Below are 17,100 nucleotides of genomic sequence, written 5' to 3'. Positions count from 1 at the left end.
TAATGAATGTTCATTAATACTTAGTTAATGAGGTCTATATGCCTGAGCCTTCAGCCATTATTTTTTCTACTTTGGATAATGCCCCTAGGCAGTTCATTTAATGCTTAAGCCGGAAGTTGAAAAGGATGCCTAATTGTATTAAATTTATCTTTCTCAATACAATTCGCGCAAATATCTCCATCATGCAACCAATAGACGTACTAAAAAATTTTATGGATATGATTCTTTCAGGGGCAGCAGGAGTCTGTTATTCGCCAAGTCATAGAAAAAAAGATTGTATTGCATTGATGCCTACCGGAGCGGGAAAATCGGTTTGCTATCAAGTTCCTGCCATGGTTTTGCCCGGGCTCACTTTGGTAATTTCCCCACTTATTGCCTTGATGAAAGACCAAGTAGATGCGCTGAATGAAATAGGTATTCCGGCTGCTTTTTTAAATTCTACTATGGATATCAGTGAGCAGAGGTATGTTTCTGACCAAGCCATGAAGGGAGGTATAAAATTACTTTATGTAGCTCCGGAACGGTTGTTTTCCGGTACCCACCCCTTGGTGAATGCACTAAAAGAGATGAACCTTTCTTTGGTAGCTGTAGATGAAGCTCACTGTGTATCCCAATGGGGACATGATTTTAGGCCTGAATATTTAAAATTAGGTGCCTTGAGAAAAGCATTTCCCGATACTCCTTTTTTGGCGCTGACAGCTACGGCAGATAAACAAACACGTAAAGATATTTCGGCTAGGTTACACCTTAACAAACCGGAGTGGTTTATCTCTTCTTTTGATAGACCCAATATAACATATAGGGTTACTTTAAGATCTGATGGTTTTGGTAAATTGGTAGATTTTCTTCAGCATAGGCCCAATGATGCGGGTATCGTCTATTGTCTGTCGAGAAAATCTGTAGAGAACACCGCTGCCAAGCTTAATGCCAACGGGTTTTCTGCATTGCCCTACCATGCCGGTCTTAGCAAAGAAAATAGACAAGAAAATCAAGAGAAATTTATTAAGGATGAGGTGAAAATTATTGTTGCTACAATCGCCTTTGGAATGGGGATCGACAAGTCCAATGTCCGTTTTGTGGTGCACACCAACATGCCTCAAAATATTGAAAGCTATTATCAAGAAACCGGGCGAGCGGGTAGAGATGGGTTACCTGGCGAGGCTTTGCTTTTTTATAGTTTGGGGGATAGTATCACCCTGAAGAGAATGATAGAAAGTGCCGATAATGAGGAGTATGTCCGGCACATGAAAGCAAAAATGGACACCATGGTTGCGTTTTGCCAAACGAAATCCTGCAGGAGAAAGTATTTGCTTGGATATTTTGGTGAAAAATATTCTCAGGATTGTGGCAATTGTGATGTTTGTTTTCAAAAAATAATAAGTCAGATATGACTATTTTTTCTCAGATGCTACTTTCTGCAGTGGTCCGTTTGGGGCAACAGTTTGGGTTGGGTCATGTTATTTTGGTATTAAGAGGGTCTCAATCTGCTAAAGTCACCAACGCTCAAAAAGAATTATCCGTTTATGGAATCGGTAAAGATAGAAGCGATGATTTCTGGAAAAGATTAGGTTTTCAGCTAATTGCAGAGGGATACCTTTTGCAAGAAGATCCCCAAAGGCCTATTTTAAAGCTCAGTGACTTGGCTTGGGAAAAATTGAAGCGCAAGGAAAAATTTCTCTTGGCCATGGAAGAGGAAGTATTTAACCTCCGAGAGCCAAGCAATAAAAAAGATGAAGCTTTGTTTGAAAGACTAAAAAACGTACGCAAAGTTTTGGCAGATCAACAGAATGTGCCTCCCTACATTGTTTTTTCTGACGCAACTCTAGTTGAGATGTCTCAGCGTTACCCAAGAAGTGAAAAAGAATTAATTAGAATTGGAGGAATAGGACAGTTAAAATTAGAGAAATATGGGAAGACCTTTCTCAAAGAGATCAATGCCCACATTGATGAGCATGATATAAAACCCGGCCAAAGTGTCGGGGCACCCAAGCGAAAGTTAAAAAGAGCCCCATCAGGATCTGTGCAAGAGACATTCGAGTTGTACCAGCAAGGAAAGACAATTTTTCAAATTGCACAATTTAGATCCCTTGCCAAAACCACCATTGAAGGCCATATCGTTCAGTTAATTGAAGAAGATAAAATTAAAAAAGCCACTTTTTTGGATGAAAAAAGTTGTGAAGATATACGGGGAGCTGCCAAAAAACTAGACGGTCAAGGCTTAAAAAAGCTGAAGGATCATTTTGGGGAAAAGTATTCCTATTTTGAATTGAAAGTAGCCTTGGCAGGGAATGATCAAGAAGCGAATTGATGTAGGGGAATTGTCTAACAGGAAAGTTTAAACGCTTAAGGGAATAATGTTGATTCCTTCTTTTTTATAGAATTTTGAAAACCGAGTTAATTTGAGTAGATTTTTAACATTATAACTTATAGTGTACCAGTTATGCTTTATACTAGGGAATCGATAACTCAAAAACAGGTAAAGTTTTGGCCACAACCTCATTTTTTAATTCGTTAAATAGGTCTTTAGGCTTTTCCGGAAGCCCCATTAGCCTGTTTATTAATAAGCATATAGGATTAATTTTATTCGTTTTTTTCTCTCACTCCACTGTGCTGTTTATTCTCAGGAGGAACAGCCTCCTAAAGTACCTAATCCTGAAAAAATATATTTACAGCTTTCGTCAAAAGTATTTGCTTCCGGCCAACCCATTTGGTTCAAAGCCATCGTTTTAGATGCTAAAAGCAATGTTCCATCAGGCCTTAGTGGTTTGCTGTATGTTGATTTAATAGGGATGAATGGAGAAATACTTTTGCATAAGTTGGTGAAATTGAAACAGGGTATTGGCGAAGGTGCCCTAGAGCTGGGAGACAGTTACCCTGCTGGTCGTTATTTGATTCGTGCTTATACGAAATGGAATGCAAATTTTTCTGAAAATTTCATGTTTAGTTCCTACGTTAACATGGTTTCGGTGAATGGGAATCCTAATAAGCATCCTGAAGATAATCTCACAATTGCGGAAGACAATGGGTTTTTAAAATTAAAGGGACTATTAAAGTTTAAAGAGACTGAAGAAAACCCTGACAGGAGGATCAAGGTTTATCTGGATTGGGGCAAAGGTCAAGATACCATTTCTGTGAAGAAGAACAAAGACGGGGATTATCCTTTAAACTATGATCTTACAAAAAAACAATCTCGGGTTTCTGTCTCAATGGATATTGGCGAAAATCTACAGTACAGCACTAAGGTTTACTTAAATGATCAGTTGCCAGACCTGCAGTTCTTTCCTGAAAGTGGGCAATTGGTTCATGGGCTCAGTAGTAGGGTGGCCGTGAAGGCAATTGGGCCGGACGGGAAAGGAATTAAAGTAGAAGGAGTAGTAGTGGATAGGCAAGGTAAAAAAGTCACTAGCTTTAAAAGCAATGCACTCGGAATGGGTGTTTTTTTCTTCAAGCGGATAGTCTCAGCATGTACCAAGCTAAGGTGTTTCTACCTAATGCTAAAGAACCATTTGCGGTATATTCTTTACCAAGGGTGATGGCTCAGGGTGCAGTTTTGAACGTCTTTAAAAATAATAAAAAAATTCGTTTAGCACTTACCTCCAATTCCTTAACAGATAGTGTGTACATAAAGGCTAGTTGTAGGGGGTAGATTACTTCTTGATTGCCGGGAAATTGAAAAATAAACAGCTTGTAGTAAGCTTACCCGATCATCAGTTGCCGGAGGGTATTATTGCTTTTAAGGTAGAAAACCACGATCGGCAACCAATAGTTGAACGCTTGTTTTATAATGTCAACCATGAACAGAAACTCATTGTCAGTTCGAATTTTGATCAAGAAAGTTACAAACAGCGGGAACCAACCAATGTAAATATTAAAATATCGGGAAATAAATCCGCTGCTGAGGCTAGCAATATTTCCATTATGGTTTTTAATGGTGAGGCTGGGAAGTTAAAGTCGGAGAATATTCTGTCCTATTTTTTGCTGAGTTCGGAATTAAAAGGGGAAATTGAAAACCCAGGTTATTATTTTAATGAAGAAAATTCAGATAGGCTTGAGGACCTTGATGCGCTTATGTTGACCCAGGGATGGCGCAGTTATAAATACCCTGTTCAACGGAAAAAAAATGTGGCCCTTATTCCGGAGCAAGGGCTAAGTCTAAAGGGAGTAGTAATGCCACCGCTATTAGGTAAAAAACGGAGCTTCCAATGTGGACTTGACATTGGCCACTTTTGGAAATGAAACAACCATATATTCCCAAACCACGGATAGTCTTGGAAATTTCTTTTTTCAAATGGATGATGCTTATGGGAAGCGAATTAGAATATTGCTTAAAGCCATGGGGAAGCATGGTAGGAATAGAAATTTCTCCTTCTCTTTAGATTCAGCTAAAACGCCAAAAATTTTTTTAAAGAATTATTCTTTATCTAAAGAAGAGGGACATACGATTAATCAGGCTGTTCGGTTAGGGAAAAAGAGGGTTCAAGCTGAGCAAAGATTTGATATGCTTAATGGTTTCAACGATTTAGAGGAGGTAGTTGTGGAAGATTATCTCTTGTCTCCGGAAATGGAAGCAGCTCATAAAAGTTTTGGGCTTCCGGATGTAATTATTCCCGGAGCCATCCTTCGAGAAAAAGAAGAAAAATGGTCTTATGGTCTATATAGTATTTTAATGTTCAATTATTCAGATCAAGTATGGGTTGAACAGTTTCCTGACGGGTTTATGTTGGCACATATAATCGGAGGAAAAGACGAACCCACCTTATTGGCAATAGATGGGGAATTGCTTGAAAAAGATCAATATGAATTGGTACCATATATGCCTCCGGGGATTGTTGAGCAGGTTGAATTAATAAAGCACGCTAAATTTTTTAAAAAGCAATACTTAAGGGTTTTCCCTGAAACCAATCCTTTAGATGCGCCTTATATGGGGCATATTATCTCCGTATATACCAAGGATGGAGTTGGGATATTGGGATCAGAAAAACCGGCGCCGGGAACACTTGATACTTCAATGCAGGTGATTTCTCCAGTAAAAGAATTTTACTCCCCAAAATACAGCAGTACTGATTCCTTAACGAACCGAAGGCCTGATTTCCGGTCGCTCGTGCATTGGGACGCTAACCTTACTGTTGATGATGAGGGTAGTACATCAGTCGAATTTTTTAATGGAGATGTGATTGGAGAACATGTACTGGTTATTGAGGCTATTGCTAATGATGGCCGTATTGGCTATGAAGAAAAAACCTACAGAGTAATTCCATAAAGCCCTATTCAGTGAGGCCCATTAAGTTTAATTATTGTTTAGCATTAATTTATAAGGTAATTGAAAATGGTTTTTTAGGTGAAAATGCAAAAAAATACCCCATTTGGGGTATTTTTTGACATTTGCCTATTGAGTATCTTTGTCATGGGTGATTAAGCAACTTTTTAAACTTCCGTTTTACTTAATTCTTTAAAAGGGCATTTTTTAAATATTTTTTTAGCCCTTTTATTTACTTATCCACGCCAGACTGATTTCGTCAGGTGTTTTCATCCGATCTGCCAGTCTCATGTACCTGGAAGATAATCCGGATAAATATTCTTGCGCTTTGGCCGCCACATCATTAAGTCCGGTTGCTGTTTCAATATTCCATAGTTTTACCAAATGGTCAATTATTCGAGCATAATCCCAGCCAGTATATATCCCTACTTTCTGAGTTATTGCAGAAAATTGATCAAACAAAGAAGGATTGTTACCTCCTTTTGCCATTAGTACTGCAGGCATAACGATTTGTTTCCGCATCATTTTTTCAAAAGCAAGAATGGCTCCATTGGGATCAATTTTCATTATCTCGGACATGAAGCTTTTATAAGCTTTCTCATGTCGAGCTTCGTCACCTGCGATCTGTTTGCAAATTTTACCTAAGACATGATCTCCAGCTTTGTCAGCAAGTTTACCTGTATTAACATGGGAGATCTTGGTAGCCCTTTCTTGGAAGGATGTGTAGACAATTGCTTGGTAAGGATCTTTTTCAGACCTCGGGTCAAAGCCATTGTATATCAACCGGTGAATGGTTTGTTCTACCTGCCTCATGTCAGCTCTACCTGATAAGTATAAGTATTTATTCAACAGGTCTCCATGCCTGTTTTCTTCAGCTGTCCAAGCTTTGGTCCATTGTACCCAACCTTTGTCACTGGTAAGGGATCCTTCTTCATTCACCCCTTCTAACATATTGAAATACGTTTGGTAACTCGGAAGGGCTTCTTCTGTAATCATATTGCCAATCAAAGAAGTGATGATCGTGTCAGGAATAACAGCTGCTCGCTCCCTTAGTATTTTTACCTGATCTAAGGCGTCAGGTTGCGTCATATCCGGAAGAAAATCAGTTGGTTGCCAACAATCATCTGGGTCCATAAGAGTGGTCCCAACAGTCTCCGTCACAAAGTCATTCAGCTGGCTGATGACTTCTGCATTTTTTTCTAGTTCGTAATTAATATTATCTGACTTCTTCATAAATTAGGCTTTCGCATTATGATGCCAATTTATTGGTATTTTCCCAAATATTAACACCTATCTATAATTTAACTAACAATACCGGCAAACCATAACCTTTTTATGGGTTTAAATCTGAAATATCATTCTATCTATAATATAACGAATGCACCGGGATATTCATTCACTTTCATCAAAAACAATTGTTCAATCATCAGTAAGAAAGCTTATAAGCAACAACTTTGTCCTTGAAAAAGGTTGGGACAATGACTAAATTGTCTTCAGGAATATAGCCAATATCGGCTGTATTTGATTCCTCTGCAGTGGTATCCAGAAGTTTTACCGCCTCACCATCTTGGATTAGGTAAATCTCACCCCCATTTACTTGCAATAAATGTGTTTTCATCCAAAATAATTAAACCATCACCACCGGTAACTGTACTGTTGAGGATTTCAAAACTTCCATCGCTATTGTACTTTTTTAACCCGTCAGCATCAAGGCCATATAGCGTGTTGCCATTCCCTATACGTAACCCATTAATATTAGGCTGGTTTTCTGCAAATGTTTTTATCTCACCATCTTCCAAATACAAGATCTTGTTGGCTTTCATATCGGTAAAATAAACTTTCTCCCCATCAGTGTCCGCGTCGTTTAAGAATACTGCGTTGTCTACCTCGTAGGACTTATTGATTTTACCTGTAGCCAACTCTATTTCTAATAGCCTGTCTACATCAGTAACATAAAGGAAATTACCCATAACAGTCATTCCTTTTGGTGCATTTAAGCCACTGACCCAATTTCTTTCAACAATTTCTCCTTTGGTGTTCAACTTAGATATTGAACCTACACCATCTTTTTCAGCAGGCCCTCCTTCTATATTGGCTACGTATATCATACCATCACTTTCTTCATAGTGAGCAGATTCATTGGTGGTAAGATCCGCAGAGGTTTCCCACACCTTTTCCAAAGAGGCTGCAACTTCTGGTTCCTTCACTTCTTCCTGACTTGTCTCAGTACCTTCCGTGCTTGTGTTTTTAGAGCCACAGCTCGAGAAGATGAGTATACTTAAAACTAAACTATAGATTAAAGATTTGTTAACTGATTCCATTGTCGTGGTTTTTGGTTGAACTTCAAATTTCGATAATTTTTTGGTGAAAACTTAATGTTCATTAAAAAATGAACGTTTTTGTATTTAGTAAAAACATCTTTGATCCTTACCTTTAGCTAATCTTGAACAAAAATTGTGCTATTAACTTTTATTCATCATTCTATGAAAACTTCGATCACTTGTTTGTTTTACATGTTGTTGGTGTTGTTTGTTTCTTGTACATCATCCAACTCCTCGTCTATAGATTTCCAACAACTTTCTGATAAGGAAAGGGAGCAAATGGCTAAAGAGATAGCCCGAAATACAATCATTGTTGATGGACATGTAGATTTGCCTTATCGAATGCATCATCAAGGGTTTAATATTGAGAAAGGCATCTTGAATGTATCCCAAAGTACCAAAACCGGGGATTTTGATTACCCTAGAGCCAAAGCAGGTGGACTAGATGCCCCATTTATGTCGATTTATATATCCACCAAATATCAAGGCAGTGGGGGAGCAAAACTTTTGGCCGATTCGCTTATTTTGATGACAAAAAAATAGCGGAAAATTGGCCGGATAAATTTGCAATGGCCTATAGTCCAGCAGACATTATCAGTAATTTTGAGGCCGGAAAAATATCCCTTCCTTTAGGAATGGAAAATGGTGCTCCCTTGGAAGGAAATCTTCAAAATCTCGATCACTTTTATGAACAAGGGATTCGGTACATTACCTTGACCCATGGGAAGGATAATTTGATAGGAGACTCTTCTTATGATACCACATATACTCATGGTGGCTTAAGCACTTTTGGTGTGGAGGTGGTCAAGAAAATGAATCAATTAGGGATAATGGTTGATATTTCTCATGTTTCGGATGATACATTCTTAGATGTGATTGAAATTTCAGAGGTACCTGTAATTGCTTCCCATTCATCAGCACGTCATTTTACACCGGGGTTTGAAAGGAATATGGATGATCAAATGATTGCCAAATTGGGTCAAAATGGCGGAGTGATAATGATAAATTTTGGGGGAGACTTTATCGATGGCGATTTCGGTGAAAGCAATAGAAAAGTAGAAGAGTATTTAGCGAAATGGTTGGAAGAAAATAATTATGAAAAGGATGAACCTGAGGCAATGGCTTATATTGAGGCTTATAAAAGTGAAAATGATCCCTTTCCGTCCGTTAGCCAAGTAGCAGATCACATTGATCATGTTCTAAGTATTGCGGGGATTGATCATATAGGCCTGGGCTCAGATTTTGATGGGGTAGGAGATACCCTACCTACAGGGCTTAAGGATGTTTCTATGTATCCCAATTTAATTGCAGAGCTTTTAAAAAGAGGTTACTCCAAAGAAGATATCGAAAAGATTTGCTTCAAAAATATCTTCAGAGTTTGGGGTGAAGTAATCGATTATTCAAAGAAAAATTGAAACATTTTAAAATTACGTGGTTATTTCACCAGTTTAGCCTAGTATTTGAATAAGTTGTTTGGATAACGAATAACTGTTAACTTCACTAACTGTAAGATTTTATAGCCCCTTTTCAATGGGCTTTGAGGGAAAAAAATAATAAATTGAATATGATTAATATAGCCAATAGTTTTCAAGAGGCTCAACAAGTTTTTTACTATTAAAACAAAAAAGTAGTCAAGAGAGAGTTGCTTTTTTAGAGGAAGTAGCCAAGCAAATTGAGCTTTTAAAAGAGACGCTTATTCCTATTGCGGCCAAAGAATCCAATCTTACTGAAGGGCGAATAACAGGAGAGCTTGGAAGGACATTAGGACAAATTAGGTTGTTTTCCGGCCTGGTTGGAGAAGGGAGTTGGGTTGAGGCGGTGATTGATCATGAAGATGCTGAACGCAAACCGGTTCCAAAACCTGATATTCGTAGAATGCTAAGACCATTGGGCCCTGTAGTGGTATTTGGAGCGAGCAATTTTCCTTTGGCTTTTTCTACAGCCGGAGGGGATACCATCTCAGCCCTAGCTTCAGGATGTCCGGTGTTGTACAAAGCACATCCTGCTCACCCGGAAACTTCAAGAATAGTCGCCAAAGCCCTTCAAACTGCTGTTGAAATTTGCCAAATGCCAAAAGGTACTTTTCAGCATATTGAAGGAGGTATTGATACAGGGCAAGAATTAGCGGCTCATCCCTTGGCCAAAGCTATAGCTTTTACCGGGTCATTCAAAGGGGGAAAAGCACTTTTCGATACCTGTAACAAAAGAGATATTCCCATTCCGGTGTATGCTGAAATGGGAAGTGTGAATCCTATATTTACATTTGAAGCCTTTTTGGATGAAAACCTTGAGTCAGCAGCGACTGCGTACGCCAACTCCTTGGTATTAAGAGTCGGTCAATTTTGCACCAACCCCGGATTGGTATTTGTTCCGAAATCACATGAAGAAGCCTTTTCAAATCAAGTAATAAATCAGTTGAAGACTGTGTCCGGAGCTCCTATGTTACATGAGGGGATCTGTAAAACTTATCACGAGGCTTTAAAAAACCTTGCTATTGAAGAAAAACTTGAATGGCTATTAACCACAGAAGCCAATCAATTGCTTATAGGAAATCCTTCCCTTGCTAAAGTTAAAGCGAGTGATTGGCTAAATGAAGATGCCTTTCAGGAAGAAGTTTTTGGTCCATTTGCAATTATGGTGGTTTACGATTCAATAGAGGAATTAGAGGATGTGGCAATTAAATTAAAAGGCCAACTTACATGTACTGTATGGGCATCATCTAAGGAATTGGCAGAGAATGCACCTTTCCTTAATTTATTGGAAGAACGTTGCGGTCGCTTGCTATTCAAAGGTGTGCCCACCGGAGTAGAGGTAGGTCATGCCATGCAACATGGTGGACCATTTCCTTCAACAACCGATAGTAGGAGTACTTCAGTTGGAAGCTTTGCTATCAAACGTTTTGCAAGACCGATTGCTTATCAGGACATGCCGGAAGGATTGTTGCCGGAGGAACTAAAAGAGGATAATCCCCTGCAAATTCTAAGAATGGTGGATGGTGAATTCATTAGATAATTTTGAGCGATTCAGTCTTGGGGATTGGATAAGCCCAGAACGCTACTAAATTTATGCTTAGCTGATTTACAATTTTTGAATGAATTGTAAATCAGCTTTTTGATTTTAATTTGAAAATTAAATCTAGATTTTGTTATTGAAGGCTCATTGCCTATAATATGACTAAGTCATTGATGACACCTTTACCATATTTGTCCTCAATTAAGGTCAGAACTTTTGATTTATTCATCATTATTTCTTTTTCAAAGGCCCGGAAACAATTTTCACATAGAGGATTTTCTGCCGTACTGATAAGCTCTCTGTTCGAGATGCCACAGTTTTCCCCATCAATTGGTCCCATTCTTTAATCACTGTTTTTTCTGAAAATTTATCCTTAAGGCGGTAAGTATCCAACAGTTCCTCAAACACTTCTTTCAATGGAGTAGTGTTTCTTCTTCTGGTTGAATCAGGTGAATATCTTTTCATAAAATAAAGATAGTGGGAATAGCTTAAATAAATAATTTTGAAGCAATGTAATCTGCTAGAAGTTTTCCTTTATCTGAAAGGGTAATGTTTTTACCATTTATTTGAAGCATTTTCTGTTCTTGAAATAATTTGATTTCTTCAGCCTTTTCGGTCAATAGCTCATAATTAAAGTGATTTTTTAAATAAAGGGAATTGATTCCCCACATGGTACGCAGAGAAGTAAGGAGGTATTCATTGATTCTGTTTTCAGGGGATAGATAGTCTGCTTTAAAAGGTAGTTTGCCATTTTCGATAAGCTTGATGTATTTTCCATTATGATTTATGTTATGGCCCCTATGCTCACCATCGAAAGAATGGGCTCCCGGACCAACTCCCAGATAAGGGATTCCCTTCCAGTAATTGCTATTGTGTAGAGAAAAAGCATTCTCTTTGGCAAAATTTGAGATTTCATATTGAATGTAACCCGCCTGATTCAGGGTTTTTTGTAAAATTTCAAATTGCTCCGCCTGAAAGTCTTCGGAAGCCTCTTTAAACCTTCCTTTCTTTTCCCAAACTCCTAGGGCGGTTTTAGGTTCCACGGTGAGACAGTAACTACTGATGTGGTCAGGCCCTTGTTCTAAAGTAGCTGCCAAATCTTTCTCCCATAAACTATGATCCTGGTAAGGAAAACCGTAAATGAGATCCATAGAAAGGGTTTTGAAACCGGCCTTTCTGGCTTTTCTTATTATTTCTAGGGATTCTTTGGCATTATGGGACCTGTTATAAAATTGTAAGACCGAATCATGAAAGCTTTGTATGCCTAAACTTAACCTATCAATTCCCAGCGCCAGCATTTCAGCTAAAGTGTGCTCATCCAAATCGTCCGGATTTGCTTCGAGGGTAGCTTCCTGAATTTCACAATCAAAATTGTTTGTGATCGTGTCCCATATTTTTTTCAATTGAGGGATAGACAAAATGGATGGGGTGCCACCTCCAAAGTAAATGGTTTCTACAGGCCCTTTGTTATTCAGATAGTTTTTTCTTAGGGTCAACTCCGAGCAAATCATGTCTACCATTTCATTTTGATTCGACCGATTGGTGCTAAAATGAAAATCACAATAGGTGCATGCTTGTAAACAAAAGGGGATATGAATGTATATACCCGACATAAAACTGGGTTAGGTTAATAAGTAATAGTTGACTTGGTGGGCCAATAGGCATTGTGGTGCAATGATCGGTCTTGAGTTTCGGGTTCAACAATTTGCTTTAAAGCAGGAGGAAGTCCGTTATAATAATTTATGTTTTGTGATACGGATTCAAAAACGTATCGTTTTGACGCTATTTTATCTAGAACTCTTTTGCAAAGGTAAAGATAATTGGGCTCAGGTTTTAGTTTTTGGTGATAATTGCCTTAATTTTGTAACTCTCAGAAAAAAGAACCCTAACCGTTACCTTGAATGAATATGAATCGAGTATTTCCGTTGATTTGTTTAATAACTTTTATTTTGTCCAGCCAGGTTTTAGCACAAATGGATGTTAAAAAAGTCTGGTAGGGAAAAATGTTGAACTGGTTAAAGTGGCTGATGGATTTGGGTTTACTGAAGGGCCGGCTGTTGATCGGGAAGGTAATGTGTTTTTTACCGACCAACCCAACAATAAGATATACCAATGGAAATTTGGTACCGGAGAAATTCTTGAATTTACTGATGAATCCGGGAGAGCCAATGGTTTGTATTTCAATAGACAAGGAGATTTGTTGGCATGCGCTGATATGGATAACCAACTATGGTCTTTTGACAAGGAAGGAAACACTAAAGTGTTGATAGAAAATTTTAAAGGGAAGAGATTGAATGGTCCAAACGATTTGTGGATAAACCCCAACCCTAAAGGTGGAATTTATATTACAGATCCACTGTACGAAAGGAAGTACTGGGACAGAGATCCGGCTACCCAGCAAGGAGGCAATCACCTCTATTACCTAGGGAAAGATGGCCTTCAGTTTTTTAGGGTTGACGAAAACCTTGTCAAACCAAATGGAATTGTAGGTACCTATGACGGTAAAAAGTTATATGTTGCAGACATAGGGGCAAAAAAGACCTATGTGTATGACATAGAGGAAGACGGTTATTTGACCAATAGACAGGTCTTTGTTGAAATGGGTTCAGATGGTATGACCATTGACAATAGAGGTAATGTATACCTTACTGGAGATGGGGTCACTATTTTTAATAGCAAGGGAGTTCAAATTGGGCATATACCGGTTGATGAAAAATGGACAGCAAATGTTTGTTTTGGGGCGGGTGATAGGAAAACCCTATTTATCACTGCTTCTGAGTCGGTCTATACCCTTCAGATGAAGGTGAGGGGTGTTTGGTAAGAAAAACAATTTATATTTTTTTAGCTGTATGGTCATTTACCACATCTCAGGGAATGGCTCAGGATACAGCTTACATGCTTACTATTAATCTCCTTTGTGAGGGTGAGGAGGTCAAGCAAATGAGTCGATCTTTTACTGATAGTTTGCAAATGCTTCGCTTTAAAGAGGGGATTGTGGATTCTTTGCAGCAGGAAGGATACTTCTATCCTGAATTTGAAATTGATTTGGAAGAAAGAGGAGAGATTCAGTTGTCCTTAGAGCTGGGAGATCAGACCAGATGGTTGGCATTGGGGAAAGGTAATTTGGAACCTTGGCTCTTAACCAAACTCAATTTTCCATTTCATTTGGCTGAAGGCAGGCCTTTTCGCTTCAAGGAGTGGCAAAAGCTAATGCTTGATGTGCTAGAGATAGGCCAAAATAATGGATACCCTTTTATTGCTGTCAAGCTCGACAGTATAGAGCAAGGTGAAAATGGAATTTCGGCAATAATTGATATGGACAAAGGCCCATTTATTAGCTTTGATACCCTAAAGATTACCGGGAACTCTAAAACTAAGCCGATTTATTTAGCTAAGAAATTGGGAATAATACCCGGGGAGCCTTTTTCCCAGAAAAAAGTAGAGGATGTAACCAAAGCACTTAATAACATTCCCTATATCAGTGTGGTCGGAAATTCAGAGTTGTCTTTCCAAAATGAGCAAGCCACCGTATACTTACCGGTTAATGATAGGAAGGTCAATACCCTAGATGGTATAATTGGTTTGTTGCCCAATGAAATTGAAGCCAATAAATGGTTGGTAACCGGGCAATTTGATTTGCAGTTGTATAATGTAGGAGGAAGGGGAAGGGATTATTTACTCAATTGGCAACGATTAAGCCAATATTCGCAGAATTTAAAGGTGGAGGCAAAAGAACCTTTTGTATTGGGTACAAATTTGGATTTAAGCGCTTCGTTTAATTTGCTTAAAGAAGATACCACTTTCTTAAATCGGGATTTCACCTTAAATATTGGTTATCAAATAAGTACCACTGCTTATTTAAGTTTTTTCGGGAAAAGACAGGCGGGGGATTTGTTGGCCGTGAGTGCCTATGAAAATGCATCTAAACTACCTGAAATTGCTGATTTTAGGTACAACAGTTATGGGGCTACATTTGCTATCCATCGGGTAGATGATATAATTATGCCCAAGCAAGGCTGGCAGGCCACCAGCACTTTTGGGATAGGAAATAAGCGAATATTGGAGAATACCGGTATACCTCCTGAATTGTACCAAGAGATTGAGAAAACTTCTCTTCAATATTATTTTCAAACCAATGCAGCTTTCTATTATAGGTGGAGGCAAAATTTAGGCTTGAAGCTTGGGGTAAATGCTGGAGATATGGATAATTCAAATTTGCTTTTAAATGACCTCTTTCGACTTGGAGGCTTACAGAGCATTAGAGGCTTTAATGAGAATTATTTTTATACCAACCGATACATTTATATCAATTTAGAACCTAGGTTTTATTTTGGTACGTATTCATACTTTTTGTTGTTCACAGACTTGGGAAGTGTTGAAAACAAAGTAGGAACAGCTTTACAGGATTGGCCCATCTCTTTTGGTGGAGGATTAAACTTGGAAACTAGCGGTGGTATCTTTAAATTCGTGTACGCAATGGGCCAGGCCGGTAGTCAGCCTTTAGGTTTCAATTATTCAAGAATTCATTTTGGTTTTACAGGTCGTTTTTAATGAGGTGGTTTGGTCATTTATTCGTGTTTCAAGGATTGGTTTTAGTGGTATTAATTGGCTTTCCTATAAGTTCGTTTGCTCAGGTTTTGGTGAATTATGATTCAGCCCTCCATGAAAATTTATCAGAGGGCTGGTTAAAGCGCAATGAATCAATTTCAGTTCAAGTGAATGCCAATCAATTCCAAGATGCCTCTTGGCAAATTCAATTACCGGAAGGCAGCAGCCTGTTTTTCAATGAAGCTTTATGGGATCATTATTTACAAGACACACTACTGGTAATCAATAATAAATCTGTACTTCCCTACTTAGATGATGAGGGTCATCTGGAGATTATTGCCTTTAAGCCTGGTATTTCTTCAGAAGATTTTTCATTGCAAAAAGGGTATTTCAATAGTTCAGGGGAAAGGGTTGAAACAGCAAAAGTTTTAGAAAAGCGGAAGAAAGATGAAATTAGAGATTTTTTCTTCATTGCGTTAATTGCTGTGTTATTTTTAATTGCCATTTTCAGGGCTTTTTTCCCTTCCATTTTTGGGATTTTCTGGAACCCAAAAAGTGTATTTTCTATTGAAGACATTTGGGACTCGGGGAGTTTTTCAAAAATTTATTCTGCCGAGTTGTTATTTTACTTGGTTTTGATCAATATGAGTACAGGCCTATTGGTTATTTTGGTAGTACACGGTTTAGGGATCGATTTCTTTGGGTTGGGTCTGGAAAGTGGGATTGAAAAGTTAGTGTTTGCTTGGCTTATCTTTTCCCTGTTATTGACCATAATCACATTTTTTAAATTTATCTGGCTGGGAACTGGTGCATTCTTATTTAGCCTTAATAAAATCGCTTTTCCACATTTTTTCTACCTTTTAAAAGTTAGGGGTTTGCACTTTTCATTATCATAGGTATGCTCGTGCTTGTGTATGCGAACAATTGGGTTTCTTTGTATGAGCATTTCTCTTATATGTATTATACTTTTTTCCTAATATATTCTTTGGGATTAATAGGCTTGGCAATATGGTTGTATAAAAAAAATGGATTTAATAATTATCATTTATTTTCTTACCTTTGCACCTCGGAATTGATCCCATTTTTGGTTATTTGTAAATTACTCCTAGGGTAAAGGAAAAAAAAAAAAATGACGCAAGCAACAAAAAACAGACTAAATCGAGTTAGGAGCATCTTGGTTTCACAACCTAAACCTTCCGATAAGCGGTCCCCTTATTTTCAGTTAACTGAAAAATATAAGATCAAAATTGACTTTAGGCCTTTTATAGAGGTACAGCCGGTGTCTATAAAAGATTTCAGAAAGCAAAAGATTGAAATTTTAAAACATACTGCAGTAATTTTCACGAGTAGGAATGCCATAGATCATTTTTTTGGCATATGTCAGGAGCTAAAAATAGAGATGCCTGCGGATATGAAATACTTCTGTATTTCAGAGCAGACAGCTCATTATCTTCAGAAGTACATTGTGATCCGGAAAAGAAAATTGTTTGTAGGTACCAGAACCGCTGCCGATTTATTTGATTTCTTTAAGAAACATAAATCAGAGAAATATTTATTTCCATGTTCAGACATTAGGAAAGATGATATTCCTGAGTTTTTGAGCAAAAACAACATTGATTTCACAGAGGCAATCATCTACCATACAGTGGCAGCAGATTTATCAGACCTAAAGGATATTAAATATGATATTTTAGCGTTTTATAGTCCTTCAGGAATTAAATCATTGTTTCAGAATTTTCCGGATTTCGAACAAGGGAAAACCAGAATTGCGGCATTTGGGCCTACTACGGCACAGGCGGTAAAAGATATGAACCTTATCATGGACATAGAAGCCCCTTTACCAAATGCCCCAAGCATGACCGGTGCTTTGGAGCTTTATATAAAAAAGCGAATAAAATCTGATTTCTTTTAATCTTTTTACTGGTAAATTCAGTTTAATTGTGTAGAATAGATTTCGGAAAG

The 17,100-nt window shown here is 38.1% G+C and carries 18 protein-coding genes; 13 read left to right on the top strand and 5 right to left on the bottom strand.

The window, feature by feature from the left end; translation table 11 throughout:
- The first annotated feature begins 182 nt into the window (after nucleotides 1-182).
- From WG932_RS17025 to WG932_RS17005, 5 genes are all read left to right on the top strand, one after another.
- Nucleotides 183-1,391, top strand: coding sequence for a RecQ family ATP-dependent DNA helicase (locus WG932_RS17025; RefSeq protein ID WP_483084769.1), 1,209 nt, complete (start codon nucleotides 183-185; stop codon nucleotides 1,389-1,391).
- The gene (locus tag WG932_RS17020) at nucleotides 1,388-2,308 is read left to right on the top strand and encodes an RQC domain-containing protein (RefSeq protein ID WP_483084768.1); all 921 of its coding nucleotides are present in this window, start codon (nucleotides 1,388-1,390) and stop codon (nucleotides 2,306-2,308) included. The genes WG932_RS17025 and WG932_RS17020 overlap by 4 nt, the downstream gene beginning before the upstream one ends.
- Before the next feature lie 481 nt (nucleotides 2,309-2,789).
- The gene (locus WG932_RS17015) at nucleotides 2,790-3,533 is read left to right on the top strand and encodes a hypothetical protein (RefSeq protein WP_483084767.1); all 744 of its coding nucleotides are present in this window, start codon (nucleotides 2,790-2,792) and stop codon (nucleotides 3,531-3,533) included.
- A gap of 136 nt (nucleotides 3,534-3,669) precedes the next feature.
- Complete coding sequence (locus WG932_RS17010) at nucleotides 3,670-4,236, top strand: hypothetical protein (RefSeq protein WP_483084766.1); 567 nt, start codon at nucleotides 3,670-3,672, stop codon at nucleotides 4,234-4,236.
- Entirely contained in the window at nucleotides 4,205-5,260 is a 1,056-nt protein-coding gene (locus tag WG932_RS17005; RefSeq protein WP_483084765.1) for a hypothetical protein, read from the top strand. The genes WG932_RS17010 and WG932_RS17005 overlap by 32 nt, the downstream gene beginning before the upstream one ends.
- 225 nt (nucleotides 5,261-5,485) lie before the next feature.
- On the opposite strand, the gene WG932_RS17000 is transcribed toward WG932_RS17005, so the two are convergent.
- The 3 genes from WG932_RS17000 to WG932_RS16990 form a co-directional block, all read right to left on the bottom strand.
- The gene (locus tag WG932_RS17000; RefSeq protein WP_014019229.1) at nucleotides 5,486-6,490 is read right to left on the bottom strand and encodes an acyl-ACP desaturase; all 1,005 of its coding nucleotides are present in this window, start codon (nucleotides 6,488-6,490) and stop codon (nucleotides 5,486-5,488) included.
- Nucleotides 6,491-6,683: 193 nt separating this feature from the next.
- Nucleotides 6,684-6,875 carry a hypothetical protein gene (locus tag WG932_RS16995; protein ID WP_483084764.1) on the bottom strand — a complete coding sequence of 64 codons (192 nt, stop codon included), beginning with the start codon at nucleotides 6,873-6,875 and terminating at the stop codon, nucleotides 6,684-6,686.
- Nucleotides 6,841-7,578 carry a YncE family protein gene (locus tag WG932_RS16990; protein ID WP_483084763.1) on the bottom strand — a complete coding sequence of 246 codons (738 nt, stop codon included), beginning with the start codon at nucleotides 7,576-7,578 and terminating at the stop codon, nucleotides 6,841-6,843. The genes WG932_RS16995 and WG932_RS16990 overlap by 35 nt, the downstream gene beginning before the upstream one ends.
- Before the next feature lie 162 nt (nucleotides 7,579-7,740).
- Between WG932_RS16990 and WG932_RS16985 the strand changes: the two genes are divergently transcribed.
- The 3 genes from WG932_RS16985 to WG932_RS16975 all read left to right on the top strand — a co-directional run bounded on the left by WG932_RS16985 (nucleotide 7,741) and on the right by WG932_RS16975 (nucleotide 10,590).
- A complete protein-coding gene (locus WG932_RS16985; protein WP_483084762.1) occupies nucleotides 7,741-8,121 on the top strand; it encodes a membrane dipeptidase in 381 nt (126 codons plus the stop codon).
- A gap of 26 nt (nucleotides 8,122-8,147) precedes the next feature.
- On the top strand, nucleotides 8,148-8,993 hold the full coding sequence (locus tag WG932_RS16980; RefSeq protein ID WP_483084761.1) for a dipeptidase: 846 nt from the start codon (nucleotides 8,148-8,150) through the stop codon (nucleotides 8,991-8,993).
- A gap of 256 nt (nucleotides 8,994-9,249) precedes the next feature.
- Nucleotides 9,250-10,590 carry an aldehyde dehydrogenase (NADP(+)) gene (locus WG932_RS16975; protein ID WP_483088666.1) on the top strand — a complete coding sequence of 447 codons (1,341 nt, stop codon included), beginning with the start codon at nucleotides 9,250-9,252 and terminating at the stop codon, nucleotides 10,588-10,590.
- A 231-nt stretch (nucleotides 10,591-10,821) separates the two neighbouring features.
- On the opposite strand, the gene WG932_RS16970 is transcribed toward WG932_RS16975, so the two are convergent.
- Nucleotides 10,822-11,055, bottom strand: a complete 234-nt coding sequence (locus tag WG932_RS16970; protein WP_483084760.1) for a DciA family protein — start codon at nucleotides 11,053-11,055, stop codon at nucleotides 10,822-10,824.
- A 23-nt stretch (nucleotides 11,056-11,078) separates the two neighbouring features.
- Nucleotides 11,079-12,203 (bottom strand): radical SAM family heme chaperone HemW, encoded by a 1,125-nt coding sequence (gene hemW / locus WG932_RS16965; protein ID WP_483084759.1) that lies wholly within the window; start codon nucleotides 12,201-12,203, stop codon nucleotides 11,079-11,081.
- A gap of 407 nt (nucleotides 12,204-12,610) precedes the next feature.
- Here hemW and WG932_RS16960 point away from each other — a divergent pair, with 407 nt between their 5' ends.
- Genes WG932_RS16960 through WG932_RS16940 form a run of 5 tightly spaced genes read left to right on the top strand, consistent with a single transcriptional unit; the run spans nucleotide 12,611 to nucleotide 17,050 of the window.
- Complete coding sequence (locus WG932_RS16960; RefSeq protein WP_483084758.1) at nucleotides 12,611-13,411, top strand: SMP-30/gluconolactonase/LRE family protein; 801 nt, start codon at nucleotides 12,611-12,613, stop codon at nucleotides 13,409-13,411.
- On the top strand, nucleotides 13,405-15,141 hold the full coding sequence (locus WG932_RS16955; protein ID WP_483084757.1) for a POTRA domain-containing protein: 1,737 nt from the start codon (nucleotides 13,405-13,407) through the stop codon (nucleotides 15,139-15,141). The genes WG932_RS16960 and WG932_RS16955 overlap by 7 nt, the downstream gene beginning before the upstream one ends.
- Nucleotides 15,141-16,034 carry a DUF4271 domain-containing protein gene (locus WG932_RS16950; protein ID WP_483084756.1) on the top strand — a complete coding sequence of 298 codons (894 nt, stop codon included), beginning with the start codon at nucleotides 15,141-15,143 and terminating at the stop codon, nucleotides 16,032-16,034. The genes WG932_RS16955 and WG932_RS16950 overlap by 1 nt, the downstream gene beginning before the upstream one ends.
- Nucleotides 16,035-16,036: 2 nt before the next feature.
- On the top strand, nucleotides 16,037-16,252 hold the full coding sequence (locus WG932_RS16945; RefSeq protein WP_483084755.1) for a DUF4271 domain-containing protein: 216 nt from the start codon (nucleotides 16,037-16,039) through the stop codon (nucleotides 16,250-16,252).
- Nucleotides 16,253-16,267: 15 nt separating this feature from the next.
- Entirely contained in the window at nucleotides 16,268-17,050 is a 783-nt protein-coding gene (locus tag WG932_RS16940) for a uroporphyrinogen-III synthase (protein ID WP_483084754.1), read from the top strand.
- The last annotated feature ends 50 nt before the right edge of the window (nucleotides 17,051-17,100 follow it).

The sequence above is a fragment of the Cyclobacterium sp. SOCE241 genome (assembly GCF_056867545.1).
This window is presented reverse-complemented; position numbering and strand designations above follow the sequence as displayed.